The sequence below is a fragment of the Amycolatopsis sp. PS_44_ISF1 genome, from assembly GCF_032335455.1.
Taxonomy (GTDB): Bacteria; Actinomycetota; Actinomycetes; order Mycobacteriales; family Pseudonocardiaceae; genus Amycolatopsis.
In genome coordinates this window covers 254,130-267,621 of the sequence record NZ_JANUXO010000001.1, presented here as the reverse complement: position 1 = coordinate 267,621, position 13,492 = coordinate 254,130, and the positions used below count along the sequence as shown (strand labels likewise).

Genomic DNA, 13,492 nt, shown 5'->3' with positions numbered 1-13,492 from the left:
CGCCGAGGGGCGACGACGGCCGGCGCCGGGATCGCCCGCCGGCGAGCGGTTCAGGCGCGAGCCACCAGTTCCCGCAGCAGCGACCCCATCCGGGTGGCCGCGTTGCGGCCCGCCTCCAGCACCTCTTCGTGGTTCAGCGGCTCGCCCGTCATACCGGCGGCCAGGTTGGTCACCAGGGACAGGCCGAACACCTCGAGCCCGGCCGCGCGGGCCGCGATGGCCTCCAGGACGGTGGACATGCCGACCAGGTCCGCGCCCAGGGTGCGCAGCATCCGGATCTCCGCCGGGGTCTCGAAGTGCGGGCCGACCAGGCCGGCGTAGACGCCCTCCTCCAGCGAGCTGTCGATCTCCTGGGCCAGACCGCGCAGGCGGGCGGAGTACAGGTCGGTCAGGTCGACGAAGTTCGCACCGGCGATCGGGGACCGCGCGGTGAGGTTGAGGTGGTCGGAGATCAGCACCGGCTGACCGACGTGGAAGCCCTCGCGCAGACCTCCGGCCGCGTTGGTCAGCAGCACCGTGCGGGCACCGGCGGCGGCGGCCGTGCGCACGTTGTGCACCACCGGGTCGATGCCCTTGCCCTCGTAGAAGTGCGTGCGGCCGAGCAGGACCAGCGCCCGCTTGCCGCCGACGTCGAGCGAGCGCACCGTGCCGCCGTGCCCGACCGCGCCCGGGGTGGTGAAACCGGGCAGCTCGCCGAACGAGATCTCCGCCTCGGCCTCGCCGAGCACGTCCGCGGCCGGGCGCCAGCCCGAGCCCAGCACCACGGCGATGTCGTGCTTCTCGACGCCGGTGCGCTCGGCGATGACGGCGGCGGCCGCCTCCTCGTGGTTACTCATGCCGCCGAGCGTATCCGGGCACTCCGGACGGCCCGGAACACCACCGGCCCGACGGGCAACCGGAAGCTGATCGGCACCAGCCCCGGCCACGGGACGCCGTGGGCCAGCGCCTCGGAGCACATCCAGCGGCTCGGGATCAGGGACGAGCAACAGGGTCAGCGCCGCGAACGCGACCGGCCCGGCCCGCCGACACTGTGCGCGTCGTGCTGCCCGGTGGGCGGGTCATCGAGGAGCCGGGCCGCGCGGACCGGCGGTCGGCGATCCGGCTGAACATCGGCAGGACGGTCAGCACCAGCCGGGACCACGATCGGCCCGGAGGGCGACCGCCTCTTCCTCCGCCCGGCACCGAGGCTGACCCGGTCCGCCAGCTCGGGCCGCCGCTTCCCGCGCGACCGGCCCCGCCGGATTTCAGGAGCCGGTGAACGACAGGGTGGGCAGGATCTGGTGGAACGTGGCCGCCGCCGTGTCCTCCTGCTCCGAGGGCACGGTCAGCGACAGCACCCACAGGTTCGCGTCGACCTGCCGCAGTGACGTGAAGGTCGCGCGGGTGATGGCCCCGGTCTGGTCCTTCGCCTTGGCCGGGGCGTGCTCGACGTTGCGGTAGGTCAGCTCCACCCCGTCGTCGGTGGGGGTGGGGGGCTGCGCGACGGTGTAGGTGTCCGGGCTGTAGGTGGTCTGCAGGTTGGTGAGGTAGTCGTCGGTCGAATGGCTCTTGTAGAAGCCGGGGTAGCGCTCCAGCCGCAGCGACTGGCGGCCGTCCGGCGAGACGTACTGGACCACCATCGACGGCCCGAGCTGCTGGCTGGTCCGCCCCGCGGCGAACCGCTTCCAGCCATCCGGCACCGACACCGTGTACAGGCTGTCCGGTGTCGCGTTCGCGGTGTCGCTCGCGTCACCCTTCTGCGGGACCAGCTTCGGCGGAGAGGGCGGCGGTGTCACCGTCGGCGGGTTGCCGCCGCCGGCCGGACTGCCGGCCGGGGGCAGGAGCTGCTGCCCGCTGACCAGCCGGGCCAGCGCGAACCCGCCGCCCCCGGCGACCGCGAACAGCACCACCGCGACCAGCGCCAGCGCCACGGACGCCTTGGTCCCGCGCCGGGCCGGGGCCCGGGTGGTCCCGGCCGCCGGTCGCGCGCCGGCACCCGGCGGGTAGGCCCCGGCCGAACCGGCCCCGGCCATCCCGGCTCCGGCCGCTCCGAGCGCGGCCAGCCCGGGGTCGAACGAGCCCGCGCCGGAGGCCCCGCCCCCGGAAGCCCCGGCGCCGAAAGCCCCAGCACCGCCAGCCCCAGCCCCAGAAGCCCCAGCGCCAAAAGCCCCAGCACCGCCAGCCCCAGTACCGAAAACCCCGCCCCCAGAAGCCCCAGCACCGCCAGCCCCGGAAGACCCAGTCCCGAAGACCCCAGCTCCGGAAACCCCGCCCCCGGAAGACCCGCGCAGGAACGGCAGTGGCCCGGGATCGGCGGCCAGCCGGGCGCTCGCCGCGGCCTTCGGCTCGGCCGGCTCGCCCTCGGGCGCGACCGTCTTGATCACCTGGGTGTCGGTGGCGTCGAGGTGGGCCGAGGTCTTCTTGCCGTCCGGGGTGCGGAACAGCTCCGGCTCGAACAGGTCCAGCGCCGTCTTGCCCTGCAGCGGGTACAGCCGGTGGCGCACCTCGCGCAGCGAGATCCGCTTCTCCGGCTCCTTCTTCATCAGCGCGCTGATCACCGCGGCCAGCGGGCCGGGGTTCGGCTTGGGCACCTTGCCGTTGACCACCTTGCCGACCGTCTCCAGCGGGTCGCCGTCCGCGTCGTAGGGCGGAGCACCCTGTGCGGCGGCGAACAGCGTGGCGCCGAGGCCCCAGAGGTCGGCGTTGGGGGTGACCGCGCCGCCGGAGGCGACCTCGGGCGCGATGTAGGCGGGGGAGCCGAGCATGATCCCGGTGCGGGTCATGGTCGCCTCGGAGACGTTGCGCGCGATGCCGAAGTCGGTCAGCTTGATCCGCCCGTCGCCGGCCACCAGCACGTTGCCCGGCTTCACGTCACGGTGCGTGATGCCCGCCGCGTGCGCCGCCTCCAGCGCCGCCGCGACCGCGATGCCGACGGCGGCGGCCTGCTCCACGCTCAGCGGTCCGTGGTCCCGCAGGATGTGCGCCAGGCTGCGGGAGGGCAGCAGCTCCATCACCACGAACGGCTCGTTGTCGTCGCGGGCCACGTCGTGCAGGATGACCACGTTCGGGTGGGAGAGCACCGCGATGGCCCGCGCCTCGCGCAGGGTCCGCTCACGCAGCTCGTCGGCCTGCGAGGCGGGCACCCCCGGCGGCAGCTTCATCTCCTTGACGGCCACCGGCCGGTGCAGGAACTCGTCGTAGGCCGACCAGACGGTGCCCATGGAGCCGGCCCCGAGCACGGACCTCAGGCGGTACCGGCCGGCGACCACTCGCGAGGTCTCGGGGGAAGGGGATTCACTCGAGGACGACACCCCCTGATTGTGTCGTAAGGCACCGACAGTCTTCGACTCAGTGGGGGTGTCCAGCCCTTCGGGTGGAATCCGGGGTCCCCCCTGGATGCCCCGCCGGGCGACTAGAGTCACAGGTGCCGGGCCTGGCGGGCCTCTACCATCACTGGGTATGACGAACGTGGCTGGTCCGGAGTCGGTGCCGATTCCCGAACCCGGGCTCGAACTCGCCGCCGGCTTCCCGGCCGCCGAGCGGGCCCGGTGGCAGGAGCTGGTGGCCGGCGTCCTGCGCAAGAGCGGGCGGCTGCCGGAGGACTTCGACGGCGCCCCGGAGAGCAAGCTCGTCAGCCGCACCTACGACGGGATCGAGATCCAGCCGCTCTACACCCGGGAAGACGCGGTCGGCGAGCTCGGTTACCCCGGTCTGCCGCCGTTCGTCCGCGGTTCGAAGCCCGAAGGCGTGATCAGCTCCGGCTGGGACGTCCGGGTCCGCCACGCCGGCCCCGGGGCGAAGGCCGTCAACACCGCCGTGCTCGCCGACCTCGAAGGCGGCGCCTCCTCGGTGTGGCTGCTGCTCGGGGGCGCGGCCCTGCCGGTGACCGCGCTGGCCGACGCGTTGAACGAGGTGTACGTCGACCTCGCCCCCGTGGTCCTGGACGCCGGTCCCGAGTACGAAGCCGCCGCGCAGGCGCTGCTGGAGGTGTTCGCGGAGCGGGAGATCCCGGCCAGCGAAGCGGTCGGCACGCTGGGCGCGGACCCGATCGGCGTGACGGCGCGGACCGGCGAGGCCCAGCCCGTCGCCCCGGCGGCCGAGCTCGCCGCGCGCGTCGCCGCGAAGTACCCGAAGCTGCGTACGCTCGTCGCGGACGGCCTGCCGTTCCACGAAGCGGGCGGATCCGACGCACAGGAGCTGGGCGCGACCATCGCCGTCGGCGTCGCCTACCTGCGGGCGCTCACCGAAGCGGGTCTGGAGGTCGACGCCGCCGCGGGCCAGTTGGAGTTCCGGCTCGCCGCCACCGCGGACCAGTTCCTCACCATCGCCAAGTTCCGCGCCGCGCGGCGGCTGTGGGACCGCGTGCTCGAGGTCTGCGGGGCCGATCCGGCCGTGCGCGGCATGCACCAGCACGCCGTGACCTCGCCCGCGATGCTGACCCAGCGCGACCCGTGGGTGAACATGCTGCGCACCACCGTCGCCTGCTTCGGCGCGGGCGTCGGGGGCGCGGACGCCGTCACCGTGCTGCCCTTCGACTCCGCGATCGGCCGGCCGGACGCGTTCTCCTCGCGGATCGCCCGCAACACCAGCGCCGTGCTGCTGGAGGAGTCGCGGCTCGGCGGGGTGATCGACCCGGCGGGCGGGTCCTGGTACGTGGAGAAGCTGACCGCCGAGCTGGCCGAAGCGGCGTGGGCCGAGTTCACCGCGATCGAGGCCGCGGGCGGCGTCGAGGCCGAGCTGGCCTCCGGCGCGCTGGCCGGGCGGCTGGCCCAGACCTGGGCCCAGCGCACCCGGCGGCTGGACACCCGCCGCGACCCGATCACCGGGGTCAGCGAATTCCCGAACCTGGCCGAGAAGCCGGTGCGGCGCGAGCCGCTGCCGGTGTCCACTCAGGACGGTGGCCTGCCGCGCCACCGGTACGCCGAGGGGTTCGAAAAGCTGCGCGACGCCTCCGACTCCTACCTGGCAAAGCACGGCGAACGGCCGAAGGTCTTCCTGGCCACGCTCGGCCCGGTCGCCGCGCACACCACCCGCGCCGGGTTCGCCGCGAACCTGTTCCAGGCCGGCGGCCTCGAAGCGGTCAACCCGGGCGCGACCGGCGACCTGCCCGCCGCGTTCCGTGAAAGCGGCGCCCGCGTCGCCTGCCTTTGCGGCACCGACGCCGCGTACGAGGAACAAGCGGCTTCGGTCGCCGCCGCGCTGGGGGCCGAGACCGTGCTGCTCGCCGGCAAGGCGTCCTACGAAGGCATCAGCGGCAACGTCTTCGCCGGTTGTGACGCACTCGAAGTGCTGACCGGCATCCACGCACAGCTGGGAGTGACGGCATGAGCATCCCAAATTTCGCCGACGTGCCGCTCGGCCCGTCGGAATCGTCCGAGTCGTCAGCGCCGTCAGTGTCGTCAGGGCCGGCCGGCCGCGCCGCGTGGGCGCAGGCCGTGCAGGACGCCACCGGCAAGGGGCCGGACGCGCTGGCCTGGGAGACGCCCGAGGGCATCGGGGTGAAGCCGGTGTACACGGCCGAAGACCTGTCCGATGTGGACTTCCTCGGCACCTACCCCGGTATCGCGCCCTACCTGCGCGGGCCGTACCCGACGATGTACGTGAACCAGCCGTGGACCATCCGCCAGTACGCCGGGTTCTCCACCGCCGAGGAGTCCAACGCCTTCTACCGCCGCAACCTCGCGGCCGGGCAGAAGGGCCTTTCGGTCGCCTTCGACCTGGCCACCCACCGCGGTTACGACTCCGACCACCCGCGCGTCTCGGGCGACGTCGGCATGGCGGGTGTGGCCATCGACTCGATCTACGACATGCGCCAGCTCTTCGACGGCATCCCGCTGGACAAGATGTCGGTGTCGATGACCATGAACGGCGCCGTGCTGCCGGTGCTCGCGCTCTACGTGGTCGCGGCCGAGGAGCAGGGGGTGGCCCCCGAGCAGCTCGCGGGGACGATCCAGAACGACATCCTCAAGGAGTTCATGGTCCGCAACACCTACATCTACCCGCCGCAGCCTTCGATGCGGGTCATCTCCGACATCTTCGCCTACACCTCTCAGCACATGCCGAAGTACAACTCCATCTCGATCTCCGGCTACCACATGCAGGAGGCCGGGGCGACCGCCGACCTGGAGCTGGCGTACACGCTCGCGGACGGCGTCGAGTACCTCCGCGCGGGCGTGGCGGCCGGGCTGGACGTGGACAAGTTCGCGCCGCGGCTGTCGTTCTTCTGGGCGATCGGGATGAACTTCTTCATGGAGGTCGCGAAGCTGCGCGCGGCCCGGCTGCTGTGGGCGAAGCTGGTGAAGCAGTTCGACCCGAAATCGCCGAAGTCGCTGTCCCTGCGCACGCATTCGCAGACCTCGGGCTGGTCGCTGACCGCGCAGGACGTCTACAACAACGTCACCCGCACCTGCGTGGAGGCGATGGCCGCGACCCAGGGGCACACGCAGTCGCTGCACACCAACGCCCTCGACGAGGCGCTGGCCCTGCCCACCGACTTCTCCGCCCGCATCGCCCGCAACACCCAGTTGTTGCTACAGCAGGAATCCGGGACCACGCGGGTGATCGACCCGTGGGGCGGCAGCGCGTTCGTCGAGAAGCTGACCTTCGACCTGGCGCGCAAGGCGTGGGGGCACATCACCGAGGTCGAGGGGGCCGGCGGCATGGCGCGCGCGATCGACGAGGGCATCCCGAAGCTGCGCATCGAGGAGGCGGCCGCGCGCACCCAGGCGCGGATCGACTCCGGCCGCCAGCCGGTCATCGGGGTGAACAAGTACCAGGTCTCCGAGGCCGACGGCGGAGACGACGCCATCGAGGTCCTGAAGATCGACAACGCGGGCGTGCGCACCCAGCAGCTGGAGAAGCTGCGACGGCTGCGCGAGGAGCGTGACCCGCAGGCCACCGAAGACGCGTTGCGGCGGTTGACCGAGGGCTCGCGCAACGGCGGCAACCTGTTCGCGCTGGCCATCGACGCGGCCCGGGCCAAGGCCACGGTCGGCGAGATCTCCGATTCGCTGGAGCAGGTCTGGGGCCGCCACTCCGGGCAGATCCGCACGATCTCCGGCGTGTACCGGGAGGAGGTGGGGAAGTCGGACAACGTCGAGAAGGCCCGTGACCTGGTCGCGAAGTTCGCCGAAGCAGAGGGGCGGCGCCCGCGCATCCTGGTCGCGAAGATGGGCCAGGACGGTCACGACCGCGGCCAGAAGGTGATCGCCACCGGGTTCGCCGACATCGGCTTCGACGTCGACGTCGGCCCGCTGTTCTCCACCCCGGAGGAGGTCGCGCGGCAGGCTTCGGAGGCCGACGTGCACGTGATCGGCGTGTCCTCGCTGGCCGCCGGGCACCTGTCACTGGTGCCCGCGCTGCGCCACGAGCTGTCCGGGCTGGGCCGCGAGGACATCATGGTCGTGGTCGGCGGCGTGATCCCGCCGCAGGACTACGAACAGCTGCGCGCCGCGGGCGCCGCGGCGATCTTCGGGCCGGGCACGGTGATCGCGGACGCCGCGATCGGCCTGCTCGAGCAGCTGGCCCAGCAGGAGTCCTGAGCCTTGCCGCGCAAGATCGACGTCGCCGCGTACGCGAAGGGCGTGCTCGCCGGTGATCGCGGGACGCTGTCCAAGGCGATCACGCTGGTCGAGTCCCAGCGCGCCGACCACCGGGCGCAGGCGCAGGAGCTGCTGGTCGAGCTGCTGCCATACGCTGGCGGCGCGCAGCGGGTCGGCATCACCGGCGTGCCCGGAGTCGGTAAGTCGACTTTCATCGACCAGCTGGGCACGGACCTGACCGCGGCCGGGCACCAGGTCGCGGTGCTGGCGGTGGACCCCTCCTCGACCCGCACCGGCGGTTCGATCCTCGGCGACAAGACCCGCATGGCCCGGCTCGCGGTCGACGGCCGGGCGTTCATCCGGCCCTCGCCGACCTCCGGCACGCTCGGCGGGGTCGCGCGGGCCACCCGCGAGACGATCGTGCTGATGGAGGCCGCGGGCTTCGACGTGGTGCTGGTGGAGACGGTCGGGGTCGGACAGTCCGAAGTGGCCGTGGCCAACATGGTCGACTGCTTCCTGTTCCTCACCCTGGCCCGCACCGGCGACCAGTTGCAGGGCATCAAGAAGGGCGTGCTGGAACTGGCCGACGTGATCGCGGTCAACAAGGCGGACGGTCCGCACGAGAACGACGCGAAACGGGCGGCGAGGGAGCTTTCGGGCGCCCTGCGGATGATCTACGGCCGCGACGCGTCGTGGACGCCCCCGGTGCTGACCTGCAGCGCGCTGGAGGGGTCCGGCCTCGACCGGGTGTGGGGCGAGATCGGCCGGCACCGCGACCTGCTGGCCGAGTCCGGCGAGCTGGCCGACCGGCGCCGCCGGCAGCAGGTCGACTGGACCTGGTCGATGGTCCGGGAGCAACTGCTCGACCGGCTGACCTCGCACCCCGGCGTGCGGGCGCTGGTCGGCGAGGTTGAGCGCGGGGTCCGGGCCGGGGAGCTGACCGCCACCCTGGCCGCCGGACGGATCCTGGAGGCGTTCTCCACCCCGGTGGCGGAGTGACCACGCCCCGCCGGACGCCGAACGATCGTCCGGCGGCGCCCAGCGGTCGGCGGGTGGGGCGTCTCCACCGCGTGGCGGCTGACGGACCGGCCGTTCGACGGGCAGAATGCCCGTCAGTGCCGTAGAAGGGAAGTCATGGCGAAGGTGCGGGGTCTGCTGCTGGTGGGGCTGCTGGGCGTGCTGCTGGCGGGTGCGCCGCCGGCGCAGGCGGTGGTGGTCGTGCCCGCCGGGGGCGTGACGGTGCCGGCCGAGGTCACCGCGCACGCGTCGGCACTGCTCATCGCGCCGCGGCAGGTCCAGCCGGGGCCGGTGATCGACCCGGCGCAGACCGACGCCGCGAACTCCGCGAAGACCAAGAACAAGCTGATCGCGGGTGGGGTCGCGGTGGTGCTGCTGGCCATCGTCTTCTTCGGCCGCCGGGCCCGCTCCAAGAAGCAGCGGAAGGGCTGAGGTCCGGCCCGCGAACCGCTGAGCGCTTTCCGTTCGCCCTGGCCGAATTCACCATGCCGTTCACCGCAGATCCGGTACCGGCCGCCTAGGCTGCCCGGCACCGGCGCGACTCTTGCCACCTGCATGGTGCACGATCGTCATCGATGCGTAGACAGCAACGACCGGCACACTGCGTGACCTCAGCGGCCACCCGTGTTGCGGAGGAGGCGCGGCGTGACTGTGCTTGATTCACGACCGGACGTTCCAGGTGACCCCCGGGGTCGTATCGCCAACCCGAACGAGGTGCCCACCGCGCTGATCGCCGACGCCGGGGTCAGCATGACAGCCGTGGAGGATTTCGGTGCGGGCCGCGGCCCGTTCTGGCTGGACGAGTGGCTGCGGGCCAACGCGACCGACGTGTTCGCCTGGCGCCGGCACATCCACTCGCACCCGGAGCTGTCGCGGCACGAGTTCGCGACCACCGAGCTGGTCGTCTCGCTGCTGCGCTCGGCCGGTCTCCAGCCGTGGGTGCTGCCCGGCGGCACCGGCGTGGTGTGCGACATCGGCCGGGGCGAGCGCTGCGTGGCCCTGCGTGCGGACATGGACTCGTTGCCGCTGACCGAGGACACCGGGCTCCCGTTCACCTCGACCGTCGAAGGCGTCGCGCACATGTGCGGCCACGACGCGCACACCGCGATCCTGCTGGGTGCGGCCCGGGCGCTGGCCGGCGCCCCGGAGCTGCCCGGCCGCGTGCGGCTGATCTTCCAGGCCGCCGAGGAGGTCATGCCCGGCGGCGCGCTGGACATGATCGCGGCGGGCGCGCTGGAGGGCGTCGAGCGGATCTACGGCCTGCACTGCGACCCGCGCCTGGAGGTCGGGAAGGTCGGCACCCGGGTCGGTGCGCTGACCTCGGCGGCCGACCTGATCGAGCTGCGCCTGACCTCGCCCGGCGGCCACACCTCGCGGCCGCACCTGACCGCCGACCTGGTGTACGCGCTGGGCACGGTGATCACCTCGCTGCCCTCGGTGCTCTCGCGCCGGGTCGACCCGCGGTCGGGCACCGTGCTGGTGTGGGGCGCGGTGCACGCCGGCCAGGCCGCCAACGCGGTGCCGCAGGACGGAGTGCTGCGCGGAACCCTGCGCACGGCCGACCACGAGGTCTGGAAGCAGCTGGAGCCGCTGGTGGCGGCCTCGGTGGAGTCGCTGCTGGCCCCCACCGGAGTCGGCTTCTCCCTGGACTACCGCCGCGGCGTCCCCCCGGTGGTCGCCGACCAGGACTCGACCACCCTGATCCGCGCCGGCGTCGAGGCCGCGGTCGGCGAGCAGGGCCTGGCCGGCACGGAGCAGTCCTCGGGCGGCGAAGACTTCGGCTGGTACCTGGAGCACGTCCAGGGCGCCTTCGCCCGCCTCGGCGTGTGGCCCGGCCCCCCGGCCGCCCAGTCGGACATCCACCGCCCGACGTTCGTCCTCGACGAGCGGGCACTGCTGGTGGGAGTCCGGACCCTGGTGCACACGGCGCTCGCGTCCCTGGCCTGAACCGGTCGGCTCGCGGCTGCCGAGCCGGGTCGGCCTGGGCCGGTCGGCTCGCGGTCGCCGAGCCGGGTCGGCCTGGGCCGGTTGGCTCGCGGTCGCCGAGCCGGGTCGGCCTGGGCCGGTGGGTTCGTAGTCGTTGGGCTGGGTCGGCCTGGGCTAGCGGGTTCGTGGTCGGGCTGGGTCGGTGGGCTCGTGGTCGTTGGCCTGGGCTGGCGGGCTCGCGGCTGCCGAGCCGAGTCGGCCTGGGCTGGTGGCGGTGGGCTGAGTGGCCTGCTGATCGGCTCGCGGCGGTGAACTGGGGAGGCGGCCAGTGCTGGTCGGCTCGTGGCTGCTGAGCTGTGTTGGCTTGCAAGCTGCGAGACGGGGGTGCTTTGGACCGGCGGGCTCACTGGCGGCGAGACGGGGATGCCTCGATCCGGTGGGCTTGCGGGCAACGAGTGAGCGGTCCTGAGCTGGTGGTTTGCCAGCAGTGAACTGGGCTGGTCCGTGCCCTCTCCGCCCAGTGGCGCTGAGCCATCCCGCCGCCCCGGCCTGAACCAGTTCACCCCACCCCTCAACACTGTCCGCGACCTGCACGGCTCAGAGTTGTCCACAGGTGAGATCCGCCTGTGGACAACCTCGGAGAGTGATTTCCACCGCTGTCCCCACCGCTGTGGACAGCTATTTCACCCGGTCCCGTGATGCATGATCACGACCGTGGACACCGCATTTCACCGCGGGTGATTCCCCACCGCATCCGGCGCTTCGAAGGCCCTGCCAAAAGTGCAGATTTCCCTTACCCGCCAAGGGTTTCCGCCGATCCCGGCACCGATCCCGCCAAGATCGAGCCGGGCCGCCACGACCTCGTTGGCAAGATCAAGGCGTGAACTAAGCCCGGCGCCAAACCCGGCAATGGTGAACGCCGTTCATGATGTCCTGGTCAACGGCCGGAACGGCCGAGTTATCCACAGGCTGGAGCGAAGTCCGGGGTCAGCCGGTGATGCCGGAGCACGGACGGGTCCGCAGGTCATCCACATAGTCGGCCGGGGCGCCGGCGGCCTCGGCGGCGTCGGCCAGCACCCCCAGGTAGCGGGCCGAGGGCAGACCGCCTTCGTAGGCGTCCAGGACGTACAGCCAGGGCAGCACCGAGCCGTCCATCGTCTGCACGCGGAGGCGGAGCTTGGTGTGCATCCCCAGCTCACCGCCCTCCCACCGGTCGAGGCGCTCCTCGTCGAGCGGGGTGACGTCGTAGATCACCACGAACACGCGGGAGGCGGCGTCCTCGACGATGGTGGCCAGGGCGCCTTCCCAGCCCAGGTCCTCACCGCCGAAGGTCAGTCGCCAGCCCTCCAGCCACCCGGTGGTGGACATCGGCGAGTGCGGGGCCCGCTCCAGCATCTGGGCGGGCTCCATGTTGGATCCGTAAGCGGCGTACAACGGCACGGACGACAGCCTAGCGACCCACCCGGCGCACGTGCGGAAGCACGTGCCGTGTCCGGCCACCTGGGTGTCGCCGGCACCCCTCCGCGTACGGTGAGAGCACCGCAGACCCGTCCAGCTAGGAGGACTCCAGGTGACCAGGATCGTGATCATGGGCGGGGGCCCGGCCGGTTACGAAGCCGCACTGGTCGCCGCGCAACACGGCGCCGACGTGACCATCGTCGAACGCGATGGTCTGGGTGGCGCTTGCGTCCTCTACGACTGCGTGCCGTCGAAGACGTTCATCGCCTCCTCCGGGGCGCTGGCCAAGATGCACGACCTCGGTGAGCTGGGCATCAACACCGACCTGGCGGACACCGGCATCGACCTGCCGACCGTGCACGGCCGGGTGAAGGGGCTCGCGCTGGCGCAGTCCGCGGACATCCGCGCGCGGGTGCAGCGCGAGGGCGTCCGCGTGATCATCGGCGAAGCGCGCTTCTGCGACGACGAGCCGGGCCTGGCCACGCACAAGGTCGCCGTCACGCACCCGGACGGCATCACCGAGCCGCTGAACGCCGACGTCGTGCTGATCGCCACCGGCGCCACCCCGCGAGTGCTGCCCGGCGCGGTGCCCGACGGCGAGCGCATCCTCGACTGGCGCCAGCTCTACGACCTCACCGAGCTGCCCGAGCACCTCGCCGTGATCGGCTCGGGGGTGACCGGCGCGGAGTTCGCCTCGGCCTACACCGAGATGGGGGTCAAGGTCACCGTGGTCTCCAGCCGCGACCGCGTGCTGCCGCACGAGGACGCCGACGCCGCCGCGGTGCTGGAGGAGGTCTTCTCCCAGCGCGGCACCACGGTCGCGAAGCACGCTCGCGCGGAGCGGGTGGAGCGCACCGAGAAGGGCGTCGCCGTCCACCTCGCCGACGGCCGGGTGATCGAGGCCAGCCACGCGCTGATGACCGTCGGCTCGATCCCCAACACCACCGGCATCGGCCTCGAAAAGGTCGGCATCGAGCCCGGCCCCGGCGGGTTCATCACCGTGGACCGCGTCTCGCGCACGAGCGTGCCCGGCGTCTACTCCGCGGGCGACTGCACCGGGCTGCTGATGCTGGCGTCGGTGGCCAGCATGCAGGGCCGGATCGCGATGTGGCACGCGCTGGGCGAGGGCGTGGCGCCGATCAAGCTCAAGACCGTGGCCGCGAACGTGTTCACCCACCCGGAGATCGCGACCGTGGGGATCAGCCAGCACGCGATCGACTCCGGTGAGGTGCCGGCGCGCACGATCATGCTGCCGCTGGCCACCAACGCGCGCGCCAAGATGGAGGGCCTGCGCCGCGGTTTCGTGAAGCTCTTCTGCCGCCCCGCCACCGGGGTGGTGGTCGGCGGGGTCGTGGTGGCCCCGTCGGCGAGCGAGCTGATCCTGCCGATCGCGCTCGCGGTGCAGAACCAGCTGACCGTGGACCACCTGGCCCTGACCTTTTCGGTGTACCCCTCGCTGTCCGGTTCGATCACCGAAGCGGGCCGTCAGCTCATGCGTCACGACGATCTGGACTGATTCCCCGGCGTGGGCAACCCCGGGCCCGTTCCCGCGTCTTGCTCGGTGACAGGCT

10 protein-coding genes are annotated in these 13,492 nt (G+C 72.4%); 7 read left to right on the top strand and 3 right to left on the bottom strand.

Annotated features, from left to right (window positions below; translation table 11 throughout):
• Positions 1-50 precede the first annotated feature (50 nt).
• Positions 51-836, bottom strand: a complete 786-nt coding sequence (locus NYF13_RS01220) for a purine-nucleoside phosphorylase (RefSeq protein WP_315653619.1) — start codon at positions 834-836, stop codon at positions 51-53.
• Between the two features lie 408 nt (positions 837-1,244).
• The gene (locus NYF13_RS01215; protein WP_315657135.1) at positions 1,245-3,248 is read right to left on the bottom strand and encodes a serine/threonine-protein kinase; all 2,004 of its coding nucleotides are present in this window, start codon (positions 3,246-3,248) and stop codon (positions 1,245-1,247) included.
• 190 nt (positions 3,249-3,438) lie between these two features.
• Here NYF13_RS01215 and NYF13_RS01210 point away from each other — a divergent pair, with 190 nt between their 5' ends.
• The 6 genes from NYF13_RS01210 to NYF13_RS01185 all read left to right on the top strand — a co-directional run bounded on the left by NYF13_RS01210 (position 3,439) and on the right by NYF13_RS01185 (position 11,347).
• The gene (locus NYF13_RS01210; protein WP_315653617.1) at positions 3,439-5,307 is read left to right on the top strand and encodes a methylmalonyl-CoA mutase subunit beta; all 1,869 of its coding nucleotides are present in this window, start codon (positions 3,439-3,441) and stop codon (positions 5,305-5,307) included.
• Positions 5,304-7,520: a methylmalonyl-CoA mutase gene (scpA, locus tag NYF13_RS01205; protein WP_315653615.1), complete on the top strand. Its 2,217-nt coding sequence runs from the start codon at positions 5,304-5,306 to the stop codon at positions 7,518-7,520. The genes NYF13_RS01210 and scpA overlap by 4 nt, the downstream gene beginning before the upstream one ends.
• Before the next feature lie 3 nt (positions 7,521-7,523).
• Positions 7,524-8,519 carry a methylmalonyl Co-A mutase-associated GTPase MeaB gene (gene meaB, locus NYF13_RS01200; protein WP_315653614.1) on the top strand — a complete coding sequence of 332 codons (996 nt, stop codon included), beginning with the start codon at positions 7,524-7,526 and terminating at the stop codon, positions 8,517-8,519.
• A 135-nt stretch (positions 8,520-8,654) separates the two neighbouring features.
• Positions 8,655-8,969 (top strand): hypothetical protein, encoded by a 315-nt coding sequence (locus NYF13_RS01195; protein WP_315653612.1) that lies wholly within the window; start codon positions 8,655-8,657, stop codon positions 8,967-8,969.
• A 213-nt stretch (positions 8,970-9,182) separates the two neighbouring features.
• Positions 9,183-10,484: an amidohydrolase gene (locus NYF13_RS01190; protein WP_315653611.1), complete on the top strand. Its 1,302-nt coding sequence runs from the start codon at positions 9,183-9,185 to the stop codon at positions 10,482-10,484.
• 677 nt (positions 10,485-11,161) lie between these two features.
• On the top strand, positions 11,162-11,347 hold the full coding sequence (locus NYF13_RS01185) for a hypothetical protein (protein ID WP_315653610.1): 186 nt from the start codon (positions 11,162-11,164) through the stop codon (positions 11,345-11,347).
• 103 nt (positions 11,348-11,450) lie between these two features.
• Here NYF13_RS01185 and NYF13_RS01180 read toward each other — a convergent pair whose 3' ends face one another.
• Positions 11,451-11,903 (bottom strand): gamma-glutamylcyclotransferase, encoded by a 453-nt coding sequence (locus NYF13_RS01180; protein ID WP_315653609.1) that lies wholly within the window; start codon positions 11,901-11,903, stop codon positions 11,451-11,453.
• Positions 11,904-12,033: 130 nt separating this feature from the next.
• On the opposite strand from NYF13_RS01180, the gene NYF13_RS01175 reads away from it, so the two are divergent.
• A complete protein-coding gene (locus NYF13_RS01175) occupies positions 12,034-13,437 on the top strand; it encodes an NAD(P)H-quinone dehydrogenase (protein ID WP_315653607.1) in 1,404 nt (467 codons plus the stop codon).
• Positions 13,438-13,492: the final 55 nt, after the last annotated feature.